General features: G+C 50.6%; 18 protein-coding genes. 15 read left to right on the top strand and 3 right to left on the bottom strand.

Annotation, left to right across the window (positions count from 1 at the left end):
• Positions 1 to 67 precede the first annotated feature (67 nt).
• Positions 68 to 1,399, top strand: coding sequence for a PhoH family protein (locus AC50Y5_RS15180; protein WP_056041668.1), 1,332 nt, complete (start codon positions 68 to 70; stop codon positions 1,397 to 1,399).
• Between the two features lie 48 nt (positions 1,400 to 1,447).
• Here AC50Y5_RS15180 and AC50Y5_RS15175 read toward each other — a convergent pair whose 3' ends face one another.
• Positions 1,448 to 1,855 carry a hypothetical protein gene (locus tag AC50Y5_RS15175; protein ID WP_494861790.1) on the bottom strand — a complete coding sequence of 136 codons (408 nt, stop codon included), beginning with the start codon at positions 1,853 to 1,855 and terminating at the stop codon, positions 1,448 to 1,450.
• Between AC50Y5_RS15175 and AC50Y5_RS15170 the strand changes: the two genes are divergently transcribed.
• The gene (locus AC50Y5_RS15170) at positions 1,830 to 3,104 is read left to right on the top strand and encodes an extracellular solute-binding protein (RefSeq protein WP_494861788.1); all 1,275 of its coding nucleotides are present in this window, start codon (positions 1,830 to 1,832) and stop codon (positions 3,102 to 3,104) included. The genes AC50Y5_RS15175 and AC50Y5_RS15170 overlap by 26 nt on opposite strands.
• Here AC50Y5_RS15170 and AC50Y5_RS15165 read toward each other — a convergent pair.
• Together AC50Y5_RS15165 and AC50Y5_RS15160 are read right to left on the bottom strand one after the other, a co-directional pair.
• Positions 3,099 to 4,196 (bottom strand): hypothetical protein, encoded by a 1,098-nt coding sequence (locus AC50Y5_RS15165; protein ID WP_494861786.1) that lies wholly within the window; start codon positions 4,194 to 4,196, stop codon positions 3,099 to 3,101. The genes AC50Y5_RS15170 and AC50Y5_RS15165 overlap by 6 nt on opposite strands.
• Positions 4,197 to 4,484: 288 nt before the next feature.
• Entirely contained in the window at positions 4,485 to 4,721 is a 237-nt protein-coding gene (locus AC50Y5_RS15160; protein ID WP_056041661.1) for a DUF2626 domain-containing protein, read from the bottom strand.
• 277 nt (positions 4,722 to 4,998) lie between these two features.
• On the opposite strand from AC50Y5_RS15160, the gene AC50Y5_RS15155 reads away from it, so the two are divergent.
• From AC50Y5_RS15155 to AC50Y5_RS15095, 13 genes are all read left to right on the top strand, one after another.
• On the top strand, positions 4,999 to 5,652 hold the full coding sequence (locus AC50Y5_RS15155; protein ID WP_056041660.1) for an RsfA family transcriptional regulator: 654 nt from the start codon (positions 4,999 to 5,001) through the stop codon (positions 5,650 to 5,652).
• Between the two features lie 99 nt (positions 5,653 to 5,751).
• Positions 5,752 to 6,759 carry a ketopantoate reductase family protein gene (locus AC50Y5_RS15150; RefSeq protein ID WP_494861784.1) on the top strand — a complete coding sequence of 336 codons (1,008 nt, stop codon included), beginning with the start codon at positions 5,752 to 5,754 and terminating at the stop codon, positions 6,757 to 6,759.
• 13 nt (positions 6,760 to 6,772) lie between these two features.
• Positions 6,773 to 7,168, top strand: coding sequence for a DUF3397 domain-containing protein (locus tag AC50Y5_RS15145; RefSeq protein WP_099520912.1), 396 nt, complete (start codon positions 6,773 to 6,775; stop codon positions 7,166 to 7,168).
• 174 nt (positions 7,169 to 7,342) lie between these two features.
• A complete protein-coding gene (gene bshC / locus AC50Y5_RS15140) occupies positions 7,343 to 8,983 on the top strand; it encodes a bacillithiol biosynthesis cysteine-adding enzyme BshC (RefSeq protein ID WP_494861781.1) in 1,641 nt (546 codons plus the stop codon).
• A 27-nt stretch (positions 8,984 to 9,010) separates the two neighbouring features.
• A complete protein-coding gene (locus tag AC50Y5_RS15135; protein ID WP_046230404.1) occupies positions 9,011 to 10,270 on the top strand; it encodes an adenosylhomocysteinase in 1,260 nt (419 codons plus the stop codon).
• A gap of 155 nt (positions 10,271 to 10,425) precedes the next feature.
• A complete protein-coding gene (locus AC50Y5_RS15130; RefSeq protein WP_494861778.1) occupies positions 10,426 to 11,478 on the top strand; it encodes a DUF4349 domain-containing protein in 1,053 nt (350 codons plus the stop codon).
• A 189-nt stretch (positions 11,479 to 11,667) separates the two neighbouring features.
• On the top strand, positions 11,668 to 12,105 hold the full coding sequence (mraZ, locus tag AC50Y5_RS15125) for a division/cell wall cluster transcriptional repressor MraZ (RefSeq protein WP_046230405.1): 438 nt from the start codon (positions 11,668 to 11,670) through the stop codon (positions 12,103 to 12,105).
• 76 nt (positions 12,106 to 12,181) lie between these two features.
• Complete coding sequence (rsmH, locus tag AC50Y5_RS15120) at positions 12,182 to 13,132, top strand: 16S rRNA (cytosine(1402)-N(4))-methyltransferase RsmH (protein ID WP_056041648.1); 951 nt, start codon at positions 12,182 to 12,184, stop codon at positions 13,130 to 13,132.
• 19 nt (positions 13,133 to 13,151) lie between these two features.
• Positions 13,152 to 13,553 (top strand): cell division protein FtsL, encoded by a 402-nt coding sequence (gene ftsL2 / locus AC50Y5_RS15115; RefSeq protein ID WP_056041647.1) that lies wholly within the window; start codon positions 13,152 to 13,154, stop codon positions 13,551 to 13,553.
• A gap of 129 nt (positions 13,554 to 13,682) precedes the next feature.
• A complete protein-coding gene (locus tag AC50Y5_RS15110; protein WP_494861774.1) occupies positions 13,683 to 15,854 on the top strand; it encodes a penicillin-binding transpeptidase domain-containing protein in 2,172 nt (723 codons plus the stop codon).
• Between the two features lie 158 nt (positions 15,855 to 16,012).
• On the top strand, positions 16,013 to 17,956 hold the full coding sequence (locus AC50Y5_RS15105; protein ID WP_056041642.1) for a stage V sporulation protein D: 1,944 nt from the start codon (positions 16,013 to 16,015) through the stop codon (positions 17,954 to 17,956).
• Between the two features lie 99 nt (positions 17,957 to 18,055).
• Positions 18,056 to 19,546, top strand: coding sequence for a UDP-N-acetylmuramoyl-L-alanyl-D-glutamate--2,6-diaminopimelate ligase (locus AC50Y5_RS15100; RefSeq protein WP_494861769.1), 1,491 nt, complete (start codon positions 18,056 to 18,058; stop codon positions 19,544 to 19,546).
• A complete protein-coding gene (locus tag AC50Y5_RS15095) occupies positions 19,543 to 20,982 on the top strand; it encodes a UDP-N-acetylmuramoyl-tripeptide--D-alanyl-D-alanine ligase (RefSeq protein ID WP_056041638.1) in 1,440 nt (479 codons plus the stop codon). Before AC50Y5_RS15100 ends, AC50Y5_RS15095 begins: the two co-directional genes overlap by 4 nt.
• Positions 20,983 to 20,984 lie beyond the last annotated feature (2 nt).

Genomic DNA, 20,984 nt, shown 5'->3' with positions numbered 1-20,984 from the left:
GTACCCGCAGTATAGTATGGCTATGTATAGGCCTTTCAATTGAATGTCCACGCCGGGAGGGTTTTTCATGAAAAAAATATTCGTGCTCGATACAAATGTGCTGCTTCATGATCCGCAAGCGATCTTCGCCTTTGGCGATAATGAAGTAATCATTCCCGCGGTGGTATTGGAAGAGATTGACTCCAAGAAAAGATTGGCAGACGAGCTTGGCCGCAACGCCCGCTCTATCTCACGTACGCTCGATAAAATGCGTGAGCAAGGACGGCTTCACGAAGGTATTCCGCTGCCTGGCGGCGGCGTTCTCAAGGTAGAATTAAATCACCGCAGCTTCGTGCGGGTTCAGGAAATGTTTGGCGAGATGTCTAATGACAACCGAATATTGGCGGTTGCTCTGAACTATCACTTAGAGCAATTGGATCGTCAGGAAATAAGCTCTGTCGTGCTGGTGAGCAAGGACGTGCTTGTCCGCATTAAAGCGGATGTGCTCGGCCTGATGGCAGAAGATTACATGTCTGACCGCATTGTAGCCCCTTCTGACGTATACGCCGGATATGTGACGTTGTTCGTTCATCCTTCGATTATCGACGAGTTTTATTCGTACCGGTTTTTGACGGTGAAAAATTTGCAGCTTGGCAGCAGGCTGAATCCGAATGAATTTGTCATTTTGCGAGATGAAATGGGCACCTCCAAGTCCGCGCTGCTCAAAGTGTCGCAGGATGGGATTAAGCTGGAGCCGCTGTTCCTCAGCAATGATCCGGTGTGGGGCATTACGGCCCGCAACGCGCAGCAGCGCATGGCGCTGGAGTTGCTGCTTAACGATGAAATTCCGCTTGTCACCTTAACGGGTAAAGCTGGCACAGGCAAAACACTGCTTGCTCTGGCTTCGGGCCTGCTCAAGGTAGAAGATGAGCATAAATACAAAAAACTGTTAATTGCCCGTCCGGTCGTTCCAATGGGCAAAGATATCGGGTATTTGCCAGGGGAGAAGGAGGAGAAGCTGCGGCCTTGGATGCAGCCGATCTACGACAATCTGGAATATTTATTCGATACGAAAAAATCCGGGGATATTGAGAAAATATTGATGGGTCTTGGCAGCATTCAAGTAGAAGCGCTGACCTACATTCGTGGGCGCTCCATTCCGGGCCAATTCATTATCATTGATGAGGCTCAGAACTTGACCAAGCATGAGGTGAAGACAATTGTATCGCGTGTAGGCGAAGGCAGCAAAATCGTCCTTATGGGCGACCCAGAGCAAATTGACCATCCGTATTTGGATGCGACCAGCAATGGCTTAACGCATATTGTAGAGCATTTCAAAAACGAAGGCATTAGCGGCCATATGACGCTGGAGAAGGGCGAACGCTCCAAGCTGGCTCAGCTGGCAGCGGATTTGCTTTAAGCGCTGGCTCTTGTTCTTAGCTATCAGCTTTCTAAGCTGAGGTATGCTCTAATTTCTTTCATTGAGCCGCTGCAAATAAGGCGAAAATGAAATCATTGGTTTATATAAGTGGACTGCGACGAAATGAGCGCAGTCCTTTTCTCTGCGCTTTCCCATTTGGTGAAAATGGCAAAGCGGAATGAAAGGTTTGAGCTGTAGAAGCGGAGCGTTCGCATTTGCCGATGGATTTCTACGCTTTAGCGTAAATTCCATAGAATCCATCGGCAATAGCGATCGAAAGCCAAACCTTTCATGCAGCGCAGCTCCTTTTTCACCAATACTCCGCTCTCTACTAATTTGGACAATACTTGCATTAATTGCTATGATATAAAATGTGCCCAGATGAAAGTAGAGGGGAAGGGTTGCTGTGTCGATCAGGAAATATGCTACAATGACAGCGGTTTTGGCTTTATTCATTATTATTTTTCTTCTATTAAACTTTAGCGACAGGACCCTTAACCGGGCTGAAAATTTAAATAGAGATACGAATGCCGAGCCAGCGGGCGGAGAAGAGCAGGCAGATCAATCGCAGATACTAAATGTAACCGTTTCCATGGATGAGAATGAATTTTCTAAGCTTAAGGAAGCGACAAATAGCTATCAAATGAAGCATGCGAATACAATGGTCAAGCTGACGAATATAGTGGATGAAGGCGACGGCTATGCCCAGTGGAAAAAAGCGCTGGAGCTTGGAGCAGCACCGGATGTTATGCTCATGGACAGTGAATGGGTGCGCGAGTTTGCGGTGCGCGGCTTGCTCAATCCCGTCGATGTGCCCAGCACCTCTGATACAATGGCTGAGCGTCCTGCAAGGCTGCTTGACCCGCTGAAGTGGAACAGCTATTTGTGGGGCATCCCTGTTGATGCAGACCCTTACGTGACGGTATGGAACAAGGCTTTGCTCGCTGAAGCGGGCTTGTCGAAGCCACCAGCGGATTGGGATGCTTTTGGCAATCTGCTTCATAAGCTGGAAAGTGGCGGCCAAGAGTGGCAGGCGCTTTATGTAGAGCCTCATAATGTCGCATCCTTGCTTGTGTGGATGGATGAATGGACAGCAGAGGGAGAAGAAGCTGGAGCGGCATATTTGCATTTTGACAGCAAGGCTGTGCAGGAACAGCTAAAACGTCTGGAGTCGATATCGGGGCGAATTACAGCAACAGCTCTGGCAGACTATAGCTTGTCTACAGGCACACAAATGGTGGAGCAGCATATTGCCGCTGCCAGCATTCCATGGTCCGTTTACAGCAAGCTATCTGCGAAGGAGCAAAGCAAGCTGCTGCTGGATAAAGGCGCGATTCATGACGTATGGCTTGGAAGCAGGAGCTATGTCGTGGCCGGAACGAGTAAAGTGAAGGAAGAAGCTTTTACGTGGATTAAAGAAATGGTGGAAATTGCCGGGCAGCAGCAAAGCTATGCGACAACGGGGAAGCTGCCAGCCAAAAATTCCTTGTATACAGGGTCCGATAATATTCAGGAGAGCGGTACAGCGGGGGCCGGCAGTCCGCCGCAGTGGTGGCTTAAGGTGCTGAACGGCGAGCCTTCCGCTCAGCCGACTGATCCCGATTGGCACGAGCGCTGGATGCATGCGCAGCAGCTATGGCGGCAATATGCAGAAGGCGAAATCACAATGAAAGCATTCGTACAAGCTATAGGGACATCCCTATAGCTTGACTTGTAAGGTGACGATAAGCTCACCGTCTTTAATTTCCACTTCAGTTGCTTGCAGGAAGGAAATAATCAAGGAGGGATAGAAGCCAAGGTCAAACTGCTTCTCCATCTCCTGCTTAGTCGTGTCAGGCAACGATAGACCATTGAATAGAAGCTCGTCTACATGAAAAATAATGCCATTGCGCGGCTCTTGTTCAACCGTATAATGGCCGATCACGCTTAACTCCAGCGCATCCCGCTTGCCATAGGCGGTCAAGGACCCATCTTCAAAGGAGAAGGAAAATTGCTTAAAGCGCTCATCTTGTTCCCGCAGAAAGGCATTCAGGGCATCCTCGGGAATGCGAATCGTATACGTTAGGCCACTCGTTTCCAAATATTGCTTATTGTTTTGCAGCCACTCCGGCAGCTTCTGCATCGCTTTCGCTAAGGCGCTAAAGTGCTGCTTGACTTCATAAAGGCCAACCGACTCCCAGTACTTGGTCAATTCCTCCATCATAAGCCGCAGCTTGTCGGCATCCGAACGCCCGGCAAGTCCGTCTTCTATTTGCTCCTGCAGCGTTAGCACTCGGGCACGCTGTTCTTTCAGCCGCTGCTCGATTGAGGCGAGCTCTTGCTGCTTCTTGCCAAGCTGCTCGATTCCTTTCGCGAGCTGGGCATATTCCTCCTTGTACAGCTTCATCACATCGCGGTCATGTGCGAAAATCAAATCGGCATATTCCATAACCATCAAAAAATCCGACAATGATCGTGACGATAACAGCGCAGTCAGCCATATATCCCGATCCCCCATATAATAAGCACGCAGTACTTTACCGGCTTGCTCGCGCTTGTGAGCGATTTGTTGCTCCTGTTCTTCCAGCGCTTGCTTGGCGCTTGCTGTCTCTTTGGTCAAGTCGACCTGCTGCACTTGAACGCGCTTGATTTCATTATCAATTTCGACGACGGACAGGCTTTTTTCCAGCAGCAGCCGAGTTTCCTCGCTATTAGAGGTCGCGGGCTCGGCAAATGCAGGCATTACGCACCACAGGGACAGCATGCTGGCCATCAGCGCAAGCAGCGCGAACCGTGTAGGAAAGCTTTGAAATGCCACTCTCGGCCTCCTCTCTTCTTGGTCATTATATGCGGCGAATTATTCTATTATATCTTACATTTGGAAAAGCATGAACAGGACTATAGGGCAATTATCGCGGCATTTTACGCGTATGCGGGCCATTTTGCACATTAAAAAACGGCGGACCCATGAGGATCACGCCGTTTTTTCCGATATTCAAGCGGACACAAGGTGAAACGGCTGTCGCTGTCCTTTGACAGCGCGGCGCGTTTCATTCCGAGAAATATAAGCCTAATAATAAGTATGAAACTTATAATGCTTATATTTTTAAAAAGGATTGCCCATTTGGAACACGGTCCAATATGTAAAGCCTCCAAATGCGATAATCATGTAGCCCCAGAACATAACGATGTACGTTTTTTCTGTAAAGTTCAAATAGCCTAAAAATACGAAAGCTACTGCTTGGGCGAAAAACAATAATGCAAATTCTGTCATATGTCCAGCAAACGCCATAAGGCCAATGACAAGGGTCCAGAAACCCAAAACCCGATACATACGTGCCATATCTGTATATCCCCCTTTCGCTTTAGACACGATTTTCTACAGATTATTATAACGTTTGTACAAATAGGTGTAAACCTGCTATTTCAAAATATAAGCTAAGGACAACATTTTTTGCGAAGAAAGCCTGCTTTCTGCATAAGTTTGCACCAGAAACAGGCCGAATATGTATGAGCGCTTGAAAAAATGGTTATACAATTTAGTATCCAATAGATTCTATGAACTCTACCAAGGGCATAGATATAAGGTAAGCGTCTTTACGTTAGGAGGTTTTGGTTGCATGACAGCAGTCAGACAAGATGCGTGGAGTCCAGACGATGATTTAATTCTCGCCGAAGTGACCCTGCGCCATATTAGAGAAGGCAGTACCCAGCTTGGAGCTTTCGAAGAGGTGGGGGAGCGGATTGGCCGCACGTCCGCAGCATGTGGATTCCGCTGGAACAGCTGCGTCCGCAAGCGTTATGAAGAGGCAATCCAAATTGCCAAGCAACAGCGGCAGAAACGCAATTATTTGAAAAAACAAGCGATAGCGGCAACCCCGCAAGTATCTTCGCTGTCTGCTTATGAGGCGACAGACGAGAGAGGTTTCAAGGCGGAAGCGCAATCAACGGAGGAATTGCTTTCCATTGATTCGGTCATTCGTTTCCTGCGTCAAATCAAGACAACGTACCACGATGTAGGACGTCAGCTCAAGTCGTTCGAGAAAGAGCTGAGAGAGAAGGAAGAGGAGCTTGGCCGTTTGCGTAGCGAAAATGAAAGATTGTCTCGTGAGGTGAACAACGCTCAAAGCGATTACCACACCGTTAATGATGATTACAAAACGTTGATTCAAATTATGGACCGCGCCAGACGGCTTGCCGTGCTGACGAATGATGAGGAAGCGAAGCCGCGCTTCAAGATGGATGCCAATGGCAACCTGGAACGAATTGAATAGAATCGATAACAGCCCGCCGGATGATTCGGCGGGCTGTTGGCGTCTTTATAGGATAGGCGTATAATGGAAGAAAGCGTATGAAAGCAGGAGGTAGAGGGAATGCATATCGCCATAGTAGGCGGAGGAGCGCTGGGACTGCTTCATGCAGCGAAGCTGGCCTCTACGCAAGCCAAGGTTACCGTATGGACGCGCACAGAGCAGCAGTCCGTTCTACTGGCGGAAGAAGGCATTCGCTTGCTGGAGCTTGACGCAGCGGGCGCAGCTGGGGAAGCATCACGGCAGCCTGCAAAGATAGCAAGGGTGCATAGCAGAAGCTTAAGTTTGGCAGCAAAAGAAGCAGAGACTGGCTGCGCGGGGCAGCAGCAAGCGCCAGATTGGATTCTCGTCACCGTCAAGCAGGCGGATTTGACGAGGGAGCTGCTTCGCGCCATAAGGAAGCTCGCGGCCCCAGCTACTGCTATTCTTTTTTTACAAAATGGCGTCGGACATCTGGAGCTGGCAGCGGAGGAGCTTCCGGAGCTTCCTTTATTTATTGGAGTTACGACCGAAGGGGCTCTGCGCCAAGATGAACGAACGGTCCGGCATACCGGCAGGGGGCAGCTATCGCTTGGCCCAGCGCCATTAAATAGACAAGCAGCGGGCAAAAAGGATGAAAATCAACAATTAATGTTGCAAAATACCTTGCAATTGGCAGGATTTACGGTGTTGCTGTCGAAGACAATGAACAATCGAGTTTATGAGAAGCTCCTCATTAATGCAATCATTAATCCGCTTACAGCTATATTTGATGTGACGAACGGCGAGCTGCCACAGCATTCGGCAAGGCTGCGGCTCATGCGCGCTTTATATGAGGAAACAAATAAGATATTACGAGTGGCAGGCGGTGCGGAGCTTGAAGAGGGCGCTTGGGAGAGAGTGCTTGCTGTCTGCGCGGCTACTTCAGCCAATGTTTCATCGATGCTTAGCGATGTACGGGCGGGCCGTCCAACTGAAGTGCAATGGATTAATGGCGGCGTTTCCAGCCTTGCGAGACGTGTTGGCATGGAATCGCCGCTGAACGATGCCATGAGCGAAATGGTACGGCATTTGCAGGATGATCGGCGATAGGGAGGCGATACAGATGGGAATAATATGGGAGAGCATCAAGCATTTTTATGCCTATATGGCGGTTATTCCGGTAATACCTTTTCTCCTGATTTATTTTGGCTACGGCGCAATTATACAAGACCGCAAAAAAGCTTTTCGTCTGGCAATGGATGTGACGACTGCGCTGCTGATCGGATGCGTGGCTGTACTGCTTGATTCCTTGTTTAATAATTCTTTTGGTTTATATGGCATTTTATTGTTTATGCTGATTGGCGGCGGCTTGCTGGGCAACGCCCAGTTCCGCAAACGCGGCAGCGTCAATGTGAAAAGAATATTCCGCGCCGTATGGCGGCTTGGATTTTTCACGATGAGCATGCTTTATCTGCTGCTTATGTTTATTGCCATCGGGCAATCTATATTTTCGATATAATGGCGGATTGTAACAGACTGCAAACTGCTGCAAAGCAGGCCTTTTTGCAAAGGGTCTGTTTTTCTTTTTGACGCGCGCCCTACATCTTGTGTACAATCAATTTGTCTGTTACAGGCAGAATCATAAGCATTTAAGCTTAAATATATGGTTTCAATTAGGAGGTAGGGGTGGCTTATGTCTACCGAAACTTATTCATTACCAAGCACCCAGCCGCTCACGGATGCCTATGTGAACCTGACGGACTCAAGGGTTGAGTCCTTGTTTGGCTATCATCCGGGTCGCAAGGGCGATTGGGAGCTGCGTGCCAAGCGGCTTGCAGAATCGGCGGGCGCAAGGGCGGAAGCGGCGTCAGTCGCTGCTGTGCTGCGTGATTACAATAGCAAATGGAACGCTGCGCCCGAGGCGCTAGCTGCCATTGATGCGATTGCGGAAGGTGCGCCGGTTATCGTTGGCGGCCAGCAGGCTGGACTATGGTCTGGACCTCTTCTCGTTATACATAAAGCCGTATCGATTATCGGCGCAGCCCGCCATGCCGAGCAGCTGCTTGGGAGAAAGGTCGCTGCCGTATTTTGGATTGCTGGAGAGGATCATGACTGGGACGAAGCGAACCATGCCTATGTGCTGACCGCTGACCAAGGGCTGCGCAAGCTGGCGGCTGCCCGTCCGGAAGGGGCAAGAACATCAGTTAGCCGGACGGCTATTGATGCTAATACGTGGGCTGAGCTGCTGGCTGAGCTAGAACAGGCGCTGCCTCATTCTGATTTTAAGCCGGAAATTCTTCAGCAGCTGGGGCAAATTACGGAGCAGGCGCAATCGTTATCGGAAATGTTTGCCGGTGTAATCAGCTGCTTGCTGAGCAAGCAAGGCCTAGTTATTATGGACGCCGATGATCCGCAGCTGCGCAAGCTAGAGGCGCCGATGTTCGAGAAGCTGATTACGCACAACGATGAGCTGGAGCAGGCGTATACAGCTGTGGCCAACCAGGTGAAGGAGCTTGGCTATCCGCTGCAGGTTGATGTAACACCTGGCAGTGCCAATCTGTTTGTTTTCCAAACAGATAAAGGGCAGGAGCGGACGCTGCTTTATAAGCAGGCAGGAAGCTTCCAAAGCCGCAAGGGCGATTATTCGCTAACGAAGGAACAATTGCTGGACATGGCGCGGCAGCAGCCGGAGCAGCTCAGCAACAATGTGCTAACACGCCCGCTGATGCAGGATTATTTGTTCCCGGTGCTTGGAACGGTGCTGGGCGGTGCGGAAATTGCTTATTGGGCGATTACTGGAGAAGCTTTCCGCAAGCTGGATATGGAAATGCCACTTGTATTGCCGCGTATATCCTATACGCTTGTTGAAGGTACAGTGGCCAAGCATATGAGCAAATATGAACTGACGCTGGAGGATGTGGCGGTGCGCTTCGAGGAGCGCAAGCAGCAGTGGCTGGCGGAGCAGGACCAGCTGTCCATTGACGAGAAGTTTGCCGCAGCGAAGCAGGCGTTTGAGGATTTGTATGCGCCGCTGCTTGACCTGGCTGCTTCGGTACAACCGGGCCTTGCCAAGCTTGGCGATACGAATCGTCAGAAAATTATCGAGCAAATTACGTTTCTTGAGACGCGCACAAAGGATGCCCATGAGAAGCAATACGAAGCGGCTATTCGCCAACTGGACCGCATTGCGCTCTCCTTGTGGCCAAGCGGCAAACCGCAGGAGCGGGTGCTGAATATGATCGCTTATTGGAACCGTTATGGAACCTCGTGGCTCGACAAGCTGCTGGAAGCTCCTTTTTCCCCGCTGGGCGGTCATCAAATCATTTATTTATAAACTTAAATTTGGAGGATGAATATACCTATGAGCACAATTGACAAAAGCATTATTCGCGACATTAAGCTTGCTCCGGAAGGACATTTGAAAATTGATTGGGTTAGCGCCCATATGCCTGTGCTTTCCAGCATTCGCGAGCAATTTGAGAAGGAACAGCCTTTTAAAGGCTTGAAAGTATCGATTGCGCTGCATTTGGAAGCGAAAACGGCTTATTTGGCTAAAGTGGTAAAGGCTGGCGGAGCGGAAGTTACAATTGCGGGCAGCAACCCGCTGTCCACGCAGGATGACATTTGTGCGGCGCTCGTAGAAGACGGCATTACCGTGTTTGCAAAGCATAATCCTAGCCCTGAAGAGTACAATGAGCTCATTATTAAAGCGATCGAATCGAAGCCGGACCTTATTATTGACGACGGCGGCGAGCTGATTACGCTGCTGCATAAAGACCGCCCGGATTTGCGTGAAAATCTTCGTGGCGGCGCGGAAGAAACGACGACGGGCATCATTCGTCTGAAAGCGATGGAGAAGGATGGCACGCTGCAGCTTCCGATGGTTGCGGTTAATGATGCCTACTGCAAATATTTGTTCGACAACCGTTATGGTACAGGCCAATCGGTATTTGATTCGCTGAACAAAACGACGAACCTCGTTATTGCCGGCAAAACCGTCGTAGTCGTAGGCTACGGCTGGTGCGGCAAAGGCGTAGCGATGCGCGCCAAAGGCCTTGGCGCCAAAGTAGTCGTCACTGAAGTGGACGCGATTCGTGCCGTGGAAGCGCATATGGACGGCTTCACCGTGCTGCCGATGATGGAAGCGGTCAAGCTGGGCGATGTATTCATTACGGTAACAGGCAACCGCGACAACATTCGCGGCGAGCATTACAAGGTGATGAAAGGCGGCGCGATTTTGGCGAACGCTGGACACTTCGATGTGGAGTTCAACATTCCTGAGCTTAAGGCGCTTTCTACCAATGTGCGCACCGTTCGCAACAATATTGAGGAATACCAGTTGGAAGATGGCAGAAGCATCTATGTCATTGCCAAAGGACGCCTTGTCAACTTGGCAGCAGGCGATGGCCACCCGGCAGAAATTATGGATACGACGTTTGCGCTTCAAGCACTGTCGCTCCGCTATGTAAATGAGCAGTATAAAGCATTGGGCAAAAAAGTGGTTAATTTGCCGTATGAGCTGGACGAAAGCGTAGCGCGCATCAAGCTGGAATCGCTGGGCATCAGCATCGATACGCTTACAGCAGAGCAAATTGCTTATCAGGATAGCTGGAACGTCTAGTCCCAGCCCCTTGTTGCATAGCAACAGAGAAATAGAGGAACAGCCGCTTCTACCGCTTAAATGCGGTGGAAGCGGCTGTTTTTGTTTCCAAAAAGAGCAACCTTTTGTCAAAATTTACGTCTAGGACGGTAACTAGGGCAAAGGGGGCCATTTTTATGACAAAAATAGAGAAAACAAAAATTAAAGAAACAGCCAAAGAAATAGCCAAAGAAAGAAGCTTAAATAAAAAGCTCATTTTGCTGCCGACATCATTCTTGTTGGCTATTATGCTGCTGCTTTCGGCCTGCTCGTCTGCAAACAGCGATTATGCATCCGAGGGGGATATGAGTGCAGCACAGACTTCTAGCGATAAGCTTGAGGAGCAGAGCAGCAGTTCAAGCAAGAGTGATGGTGCAGCTGGTTCTAAAGAAGAGAGCGGTGCTTTAGACAATAAAGCGTTGACGAGCGCACCCGCAGACAGCCCCATCGACAGCATGGCGATAGGAGGAGAAGCGTTTAACCAAAAGCTGATCTATACGGCGACAATGACGATGAAGGTTGCCGACTATGAGGCGGCGGCCCAGCAGCTGCGTAATGTCCTCCATCAAGCGGGCGGGTACATCCTTGCTTTTCAGGATGGGCAGTATGGCAATGAGAAGGGTGCGAGCTATACGATCAAGGTGCCGGCTCAAGGATTTATGCCATTTGTGGAGCGGCTGGAGGGGATCGAGAACAAGCATCTGGAGCGCGAGCTGAAAGGAACCGATGTGACGGAGGAATACGTTGATCTGGAAGCGAGGCTGAAGGCGAAGCAGGTGGTGGAGCAAAGGCTGCTTGCTTTCATGGATAAGGCGGAAAAAGCGGATGATTTGGTCAAATTTTCGCAGCAGCTTGCAAAGGTTCAGGAGGAAATTGAACAGATCAAAGGACGCACGCGCTATTTGGACAAAAATGTAGCTTTCTCAACGATTGAGCTGAGGCTGTATCAGCCGATTGATGTGTCAGTGAAGACGGACAAGGAAGAGAAATCGCTAGGCGGCAAAATGCTGTCGTCCTTCAAAGCAAGCTACGAAGGAACATGGAACGTTCTTCAAGGGCTGCTCGTCTTCCTCGCAGGAGCGCTTCCCGCACTCGTTATTCCTGTAATCATCGGGCTTATCATATGGTGGTTTGGACGTCGCTCCCGCGCCAAAACACCGCCTGCAAAGCCAGAGCCTGAGCAGCAATAGCGCACATTTAGCTCGCTTTCCGTGCTAGAAGCGAAAGGTAAGATGAAAATTTATTCATAAGGCCAAACATTTTAACAAAATCCTGCTCCTATGAGCAGGATTTTATTATTGTATGGCGAATTACACTATGTTATGTGGGGGAAAGTGGAGCAAAGTGGGGAATAAGGGAGAGAGGGTGGAGGCGATCTTATGTTCATGGGCGAATATCAACACAGCGTTGATGACAAAGGTCGGCTTATCGTACCAGCCAAATTCCGTGATTCACTAGGCGCTTCCTTTATTGCCACCCGCGGTCTCGACAACTGCTTGTTTGTTTATCCAATGAGCGAATGGACAGTGCTTGAACAGAAGCTCAAATCGCTTCCGCTTATGAAGGCGGATGCAAGGGCGTTCACCCGGTTCTTTTTCTCCGGGGCAACCGAATGCGAGCTGGATAAACAGGGAAGGGTAAACTTGCCGGGACATCTTAGAGAATATGCGAAAATTGACAAGGATTGTATGGTTCTGGGGGTTTCAAGCAGGGTAGAAATATGGAGCAAGGCAGTTTGGGACGGCTACTATGCAGAGTCCGAGCAAACCTTTAATGAAATTGCCGAGAAGCTGGTCGATTTTGACTTCAACTTTTAAATGGGCGATTTTGAAAACTTGCTGATAATGGAACAAATCGACCAAGACTAGACAACAAGAACGGGAGGGCAATTGCGTGTTTCAGCATGTAACAGTACTTATGGAGGAAGCGGTTGACGGCCTAGCCATTAAGCCGGACGGCATTTACGTCGATTGCACGCTCGGCGGGGCGGGACACAGTGAACGCATTGCGTCGAGTTTGGGCGAGGGAGGACGGTTAATCGCTTTTGATCAGGATGATATTGCGCTGAACCACGCAAAGATCAGGCTTGCACCGTATTTGGATAAAGTAACACTTGTAAAAAGCAATTTCCGTTATTTGGAACAAATGCTGCTCACTTGCGATGTGCCAGTTGTGGACGGCGTACCTCAGGTAGATGGCATCCTGTTTGACCTTGGTGTATCGAGCCCTCAGCTTGATGAGGCAGAGCGTGGCTTTAGCTATAATCATGACGCGCCGCTTGATATGCGGATGGATCAAGGCGGGGCAATGACCGCTCATGAAATTGTCAACACATGGGATGAACGTGAAATTTCGCGCATTCTGTCCCATTATGGCGAGGAGAAGTTTGCCAGATCCATCGCCAGGACGATTATCAAGACAAGGGAAAGCAAGACGATTGAAACGACGGGAGAGCTTGTCGAGCTAATTAAGCTGTCCATTCCTGCAGCGGCAAGGCGCACAGGCGGACATCCTGCAAAGCGTACGTTCCAGGCGCTGCGGATTGCCGTTAATGATGAGCTGCGCGCGGAGGAAGAAGCTTTGGAGCAGGCAATTCGCTGCCTGAATCCGGGCGGCCGGGCGGCCGTCATTACGTTTCATTCCCTGGAGGATCGAATCTGCAAGCAACTATTTGCGAGCCTTTTAGAAAAGTGCACTTGTCCGCCGGATTTCCCTAAATGTGTGTGCGGCGGTACAGGAAAGCTTCGGTTAGTGAACCGCAAGCCCATTGTTCCGAGTGAGCAGGAGCTGGAGACTAATCCACGCGCTCGTTCGGCCAAGCTGCGAATCGCAGAAAAATTGTGAGACCTGAGGAGGTTCTGGAGTGGCCTATACGAATGGAAATTTGGCTCTGCAGCCTAAGAAAAAACCGGAGCAGAAGCCAGCAATTAAGCAAAACAAACGGGTGGTCGTAAAAAGAAAAACGATAACGATGCAGGAAAAGCTATTGTATTTGTTTACAGTAATCGCATGCGTGCTTGTTGCAGGCGTTATTATTTTCAGGTATGCCGAAATTTATAAAATGAGCGTAGAAATAAAACACGTCACTAGTGAATATGAAGCGGTGAACGTGGAGCTGAAAGAGCTGAAGAAGCAGGTTGAAATGCTGAGCGACCCGGAGTTTATTCGGAAAATGGCGGAAAGCCAGGGGATGGTCAACAATTATCAGCCAGGCATAACCGTAAATACAGGTAAAGAGGAATCGGCTACTGCAATGGGTGAGTAGGGAGGACATATGGTAAAACGAATCAGGATGCGCACATTGTTTTTTGGAGGGGTAATTACCCTCCTTTTTCTTATTCTAATTGGTAGAATTTTCTGGGTGCAGGTAGTTGATAGAGACACTTGGTATAACATGGCAAAACAACGTTGGGCGGATACCGAAACTTTAGTCGCGAACAGGGGGACCATTACGGATCGCAATGGCAATGTGCTGGCGATGGATGCACTTGCTTATAATGTGGCAGTCAGTCCGAAGCAGATTGATAGTTTGGGCATTGCAGATGAGGTCGTAGAAGGGCTGAATGCGATTTTGAACAAGCCGCAGGATGAGCTGCGCAAAATTGTTACCGCACAGAACGATAAAGGCGAATATTACGGGCAGCGCGAAATTCGCGACGGCGGCTGGAATATCGACAAATCGGTGGCTGATAAAATCAAGGAGCTGCGGGATGAGCTAAAGAAAGAAAACAAAGTAAATGACGTTGGCATTTATTTATATGATGATCAAAAACGCTATTATCCTCGCAATACTATGGCATCCCAACTGATAGGCTACGTGGACAAGGATGGTAAGGCGCTCGCAGGCATTGAATCCTTTTTCAATGATAAACTCGAGGGCACGAATGGTGAAATCAAGTATGAGAAGGATGGCAAGCGTGTTCAACTCGCGGAAGGCGACGTTGTCTACGAGCCAGTCGTTGATGGGCAGGATATTACGCTGACTCTCGATAACGAGATTCAGCATTATGTAGAGGAAGCTATCAAGGAAGTGGCGAATAAATATCAGCCCAAAAGCATAACGGCCATTGCGGCTGACCCCAATACGATGGAAATTCTCGCCATGGCGAATTATCCGACCTTTAATCCGAATACGTATTGGGATACGAATTTTGAAAATGCATACAACCACGCCATCAAGTCCTTGTACGAGCCGGGCTCAACGTTCAAAATTGTAACGCTGGCGGCTGCGGTTGAAGAAGGGCTTTTCGAACCGAATGCGACCTTCCAATCCGGCAGCATTAATGTGCCAGGTAGTCCCGTGCGGGATTCCAACCGGATAGGCTGGGGGAAAATCTCTTATTTGGAAGGCTTGAAGCATTCCAGTAACGTCGCTTTCGTTAAATTAGGCTGGCAAATGCTCGGCGGCGAGAAGCTGGTAGATTACATTAATCGCTTTGGCTTTGGGCAGCCGACAGGCATTCAGTTGGGCAATGAATCAAAGGGTGTTATCAATATTAATTTGAGCATTCCCAGTGATATTGCGCGGGCATCGTTTGGACAAGGTCCCGTATCCGTAACGCCGATTCAACAAATCGCTGCAGTCGCTGCAGTAGCAAACGGCGGCAATTTGATGCAGCCGCAAATTATTAAGCAAATTTACAATCCGAACACGAATACGACCGAGAAGTTTGAGCCGAAGGTTGTGCGCAAGGTAATTTCCGAGGATACGTCGAAAAAGGTCGGCGAATATTTGGAGCAGGTTGTATCCGACCAAGTAAACGGAACTGGGAAAAACGCCTACATTGAGGGGTACCGTGTAGCAGGCAAGACCGGTACGGCACAAAAAATTATTAATGGGAAATATTCCAAAAATAAATATGTCGTTTCGTTTATCGGCTACGCGCCAGTTGAAAATCCGAAGGTCGTCGTCTATATTGTCGTCGATGAACCTAATGATCCGCTCGCGGGCGGGGGCAAGGTTGCAGCACCAGCCTTCAAGGAAATCGTCTACAAAACATTGCGCCATATGGGGGTCATGCCCGATAACGCGACAGTAGAATCGACGACCGATAAAAAGACGCCAACCGTTCAACTGCCGGATGTCACCGAAATGAACTTGTCTCAAGCGCAAGAGGAGCTTAAAGCGCGCAATGTGATGTTTGAGGTCGTGGGCACCGGGACGACAGTAGTCAAGCAGGTTCCGGCAGCAGGGGAAAATATCGCTCAAACCCAGCGTGTTTATCTCGTTACCGAACAGCAGGACAAGCTGACGATTCCCGACATGACAGGATTGTCGCTGCGTGATGCGCTGGAGGTTGCTTCACTGATGAATGTGCAGCTGCTGGCAGAAGGGGAAGGCTTTATCATTTCCCAGAAGGAAGAGAAGCAGGGGGACAAGCGGATTTTGCGCGTACAGCTTTCGCCGCCAACTGGCGCAGAGGGTGCTGTCACGGCAGAGGAAGCATTGGCAAATGCACAGAACGAGGCTGGAGCGGAAGCAGAGGCTGGCACGGAAGAAGAGGCCGCCTCAGGCAGCTCTATGCAGGATGATGTAGAGGATACAGGAGAAATTCAGGAGCAATAGCATGACTAGCAAGGTTTTGTATGGACTGGCACGGACTAGCAAGGGTAGTATAAAGGACACGCCAGAGGCTTGTTCTATCTCCTCCGCCCCATGAATAGGCTGGGAATGAGCGTCAGTGTACGCTCTGCCTTAAGCAAAGGGCGGAGGAGGAGCAAGCGATGAAAGTATCAAATGTGACGGTGCGCCGTCGATTGTTTATGGTGCTTATTTTTGGGGTAATTGCATTTGCCGCTTTAGGTGCGCGCCTAGGGTATGTTCAGCTTTGGAAGGGCAGCGAGCTGGCGGCCAAGGCGGAAAATTCATGGCGCAGGGATATTCCCTATATGGCGAAGCGGGGAGAAATTTGGGACCGCAATGGCGTCAAGCTGGCTTACAACGTAACCTCGCCTACCATTTGGGCGATTCCTGCGCAAATTAAAGACAAGCGGGCGACGGCTGATGCGCTCGCGCCGCTGCTGGATATGACGGCAGATGAGCTGTATGGCAAAATCAATACGAAAAAATCAATGCTCGTCCAGCTTCGTCCCGGCGGCCGCAAAATGACGCCGGAGAAGGCGCAGCAGGTGCGGGAGCTCTCGCTTGCTGGCATTGTAGCTGCCGAAGACAATAAACGCTTTTATCCCTTTGGCAGCTTGGCGGCGCATGTGCTAGGCTTTACAGGCATAGACAACCAAGGGCTTACGGGTGTGGAAGCGAGGTATAATGACGAGCTTAGCGGCATTCAAGGGAATGTCTCTTTTCTGTCGGATGCGCGCGGCAGGCAGATGCCGAATTCCTCGGATACGTATGTGGAGCCGAAGGAAGGGCTGACGATGCAGCTGACGATCGACAAGCAGATTCAAGCCATCATGGAGCGAGAGCTGGACCAAGCGATGGCGCAGCACCAGCCCGACCAGATTATGGCGATTGCGATGAATCCAAAAAATGGTGAAATATTAGGGATGGCGAGCCGCCCGACCTATGAGCCGGATAAGTACAAGGAAGTCGCGTCCGAGGTGTATAATCGGAATTTGCCGATTTGGATGACCTATGAGCCGGGTTCGACGTTTAAAATTATTACGCTCGCCGCAGCTATTGAAGAAAAGAAGGTCAACCTGAACAATGAGCGTTTCTATGATCCGGGTGCAATTGAAGTTGGAGGCGCAAGGCTTCGCTGCTGGAAGAAGGGCGGCCATGGCAGCCAAACTTTTCTGGAAGTTGTTGAGAACTCCTGCAACCCGGGTTTTGTGACGCTTGGGCAGCGGCTGGGCAAAGATAAGCTCTTCGAATATATTAAAAATTTTGGCTTTGGCACAAAAACAGGCATTGATATCGGCGGCGAGGAAAACGGCATTATGTTTAAGCTGAGCCGTGTCGGGCCGGTGGAGCTGGCGACGACCGCTTTCGGCCAGGGGGTTTCGGTTACGCCCATTCAGCAAATTACCGCTGTCTCAGCTGCTATTAATGGCGGTACGCTGTACAAGCCGCATGTGGTGAAGGGCTGGATAAATCCGGACACCGGGGAGACGGTGGAAACCGTAGAGCCGGAGGCGGTGCGAACGGTTATTTCTGAGGAGACGTCGAAGGCGGTCCGGGAGGCGCTGGAAAGTGTCGTAGCGAAAGGAACTGGGCGAAATGCGTTTATTGATGGCTACCGCGTAGGCGGCAAGACCGGTACGGCGCAAAAGGTCGTGGGTGGCAAATATTCGCCAAACGAGCATATCGTTTCCTTTATCGGCTTTGCCCCAGCGGATGATCCGGAAATCGTCATTTACGTAGCGGTCGACAACCCGCAAGGGATACAGTTCGGGGGCCTCGTTGCGGCGCCGATCGTGCGCAATATGATGGAGGACGCCTTGACGGTGCTGCAGGTGCCGCAAAGGGAGAAGCAGATTGGCAAAGTGTATAAATACGGCGAGACGCCAATTGTTGCTGTCCCTAATCTGATCGGCAAGTCGGTGTCCGATATTTATGAGGATTTGAACATGAACTTCAACCTCAGCTCGGCAGGGACGGGGCAGACGGTTATTCGCCAGGCGCCTGCTGCCGGTACGCGGGTGGATCGCGGTTCTACGATACGTATCTATTTAGGCGACGAGGATGATATATCTCATACGCATTGACTATACTGGTAGACATAATAAATAATAATGAAGGACATCATGCTCGGTTTGGCAGCAAGGCTTCATGTTTGCCGAGTAATGGAAGGAGAAGATAAGCATATGAAATTAAGCGAATTGGCAAGCCGATTAATCACTTCCAAGCTAATTGGCAGCGGTGATATAGAGATTACAGCTATTGAGACGGATTCCCGCGCAGCACAGGCGGGCAGCTTGTTTATTTGTTTGCCTGGCCATACGGTGGATGGGCATGATTTTGCTCCGCAAGCGGCGGAGCGCGGGGCGTCTGCCTTTGTAGTCGAGCGCGAGCTGCCGCATATTGCGGCGCCGCAGCTCGTAGTAGGCAGCAGCCGCCATGCGATGGCGGTGCTTGCGGACTATTTTTACAAGCAGCCGAGCAGCTCCTTGCATTTGATTGGGGTTACCGGCACGAATGGAAAGACGACGACGACATATTTAATTGAGCAAATTTTGAATGATCAGCATAAGCCGGCAGGCGTTATCGGTACAGTGGAGCGGCGTTATGCGGGAATAACCGAGCCGATGTCGGGCACGACGCCAGAAGCGCTGCAGCTTCAGCGTTATTTGGCGGAAATGCGTGATGCTGGCACGCAATATTGCGCGCTGGAAGTTTCCTCCCATGCGCTGGAGCAGGGCCGGGTGAAGGGCTGCCGCTTCCGCACGGCGATTTTCACGAACCTGACGCAGGATCATCTGGATTATCATGGCACGATGGAGCGTTATGCTGAAGCGAAGGGGCTGTTCTTCTCTCGGCTTGGCAATGTATATGCAAGTGATGAGGCGGAGCGCTCCTATGCGGTGCTCAATGCGGATGATCCAGCTTCGGAGATGTTTGCAAAAATGACAGCTGCGGATACGATTTTGTATGGAATTGATCATGCCGCGGATGTCCGCGCCTCTAATATTCAAATTACGGCGCAAGGCACGTCTTTCCATGTCGACACCTTCGCGGGCAGCGCAAATATTACGCTCAAGATGGTCGGCAAGTTTAATGTGTATAATGCGCTTGCGGCCATGAGTGCGGCTTTAATTGAAGGAATAGCGCTTGAGCAAATCAAGGCAAGCCTGGAAAAAATGGCCGGTGTGCCGGGGCGCGTGGAATCGGTTAGCGTTGGGCAAAACTTTGCCGTTATCGTTGACTATGCCCATACGCCGGATGGGCTTGACAACGTGCTGAGCGCGGTTAAGGAGCTTGCGCCGCCTCGCATCATTTGCGTATTTGGCTGCGGCGGCGACCGCGACCGGACGAAGCGTCCGATTATGGGAGCCATTGCTGCCAAATACAGCGATTATACAATTATTACCTCGGATAATCCTCGTACGGAGGACCCTGAGCTCATTTTGCGGGATGTAGAGGCGGGGCTTTTGAAGGATGGTGTGGACAAGAGCCGCTATGAGCTGCTCGTTGATCGTCATGCCGCTATTGAAAAAGCGGTTGAAATGGCAAGCCCTGGCGATGTAGTATTGATTGCGGGGAAAGGTCATGAAACCTATCAAATTATCGGAGGCGTTACGCATCCGTTTGATGACCGACTAGTTGCGAAAGAAGCGATAAGGGGATTATTACATTGATTAGACGTACGCTGGAACAAATAGGCGGCATGTGCAAGGCGGAGTGGAATCCGGCTGCATCCGCTGTTGCCATCACTGGTGCAGGAACCGATTCTCGTAAAATTACAGCGGGGCAGCTGTTCGTGCCGCTGGTGGGAGATAAATTCGACGGGCATGACTACGTGGCCCAAGCGCTTAAGGATGGAGCTGCGGCTGCATTGTGGCAGCGCGGCCATGCTGTTCCGCCGGAGCTTGCAGACGCTCCTCTGCTTCAGGTCGATGATACGCTTGCAGCGCTTCAAGCGCTTGCGAGTGCTTATCGCACCGAGCTTTCAGGGCTGCGCGTTGTGGGCATTACGGGCAGCAACGGTAAAACGACAACGAAGGATATGGTTGCCTCAGTACTCGGCACCTCGCTTCGCGTGCACAAAACGGCAGGCAACCTGAACAATCATATCGGGCTGCCGCTGATGGTGCTGGAGCTGGATGAGCAGACGGAGGTAGCGGTACTGGAGATGGGTATGAGCGGCTTTGGCGAAATTGAGCTGCTGACGCAAATTGCTAAGCCGGATGTTGCCATCATTACGAATATTGGCGATGCGCATATGCTGCAATTAGGCTCGCGCGAAGGCATCGCGAAAGCAAAGCTGGAAATCGTGTCCGGCTTGCAGCCCGGCGGGCTGCTGCTGTATAACGGAGATGAGCCGCTGCTCGCCTCCGGTCTTGGCCATACGGCTCTTCCTGCTGGTGCTAGATTGGAAGCTTTTGGCCTGATGGACGGAAATCGGTGGACGGCTGCGAATATGGATATAGACGCGGTATCAGCAGCCTTCGAACTGAAAGACGGAAGCGCTGGCGCACAAGCTAATGCAGCAGTGCCCGAAGCGGAAATCTATTCCATTCCCGTGCCGGGCAAGCATAATGTCAGCAATTCGCTGGCAGCTATTGCAATTGGCTATCATTTTGGCATCACTGGGGAGCGGATTCGCCAGGGATTGTCCAGCCTGCAGCTGACAGGCATGCGGATTCAGCCGGTAAAAGCTTTTAATGGCGCCATGATTTTGAATGATGCGTACAACGCGAATCCGACTGCGGTAAGGGCGGCCATCGATTTGCTGGAGAGCGTAAGCGGCTTCCGCAAAAAATGGATCGTGCTTGGCGACATGCTTGAGCTAGGACCCGATGAGGAGCAGCTTCACTATGATACAGGCGCTTTCATTACGCCGGCGAAAGCGGGTGCCGTGCTAACTTGCGGACAGCTGTCGCGTCACACGTCGCTTGGCGTGAAGAGCAGCTTCGGCGCTGCGGCTGATGCTGCGGACATTATTCATTTTGAAGAGAAGGAAAAGCTGGCGGAGTGGCTCAAACAGCAGCTGCAGCCTGCGGATATTGTGCTGGTCAAAGGCTCGCGCGGTATGCGTATGGAACAGATTGTCCAAGCTTTAGAGGTGGGGTGAGA

The sequence above is a fragment of the Paenibacillus sp. JT22N7 genome (assembly GCF_059383875.1).
This window is presented reverse-complemented; position numbering and strand designations above follow the sequence as displayed.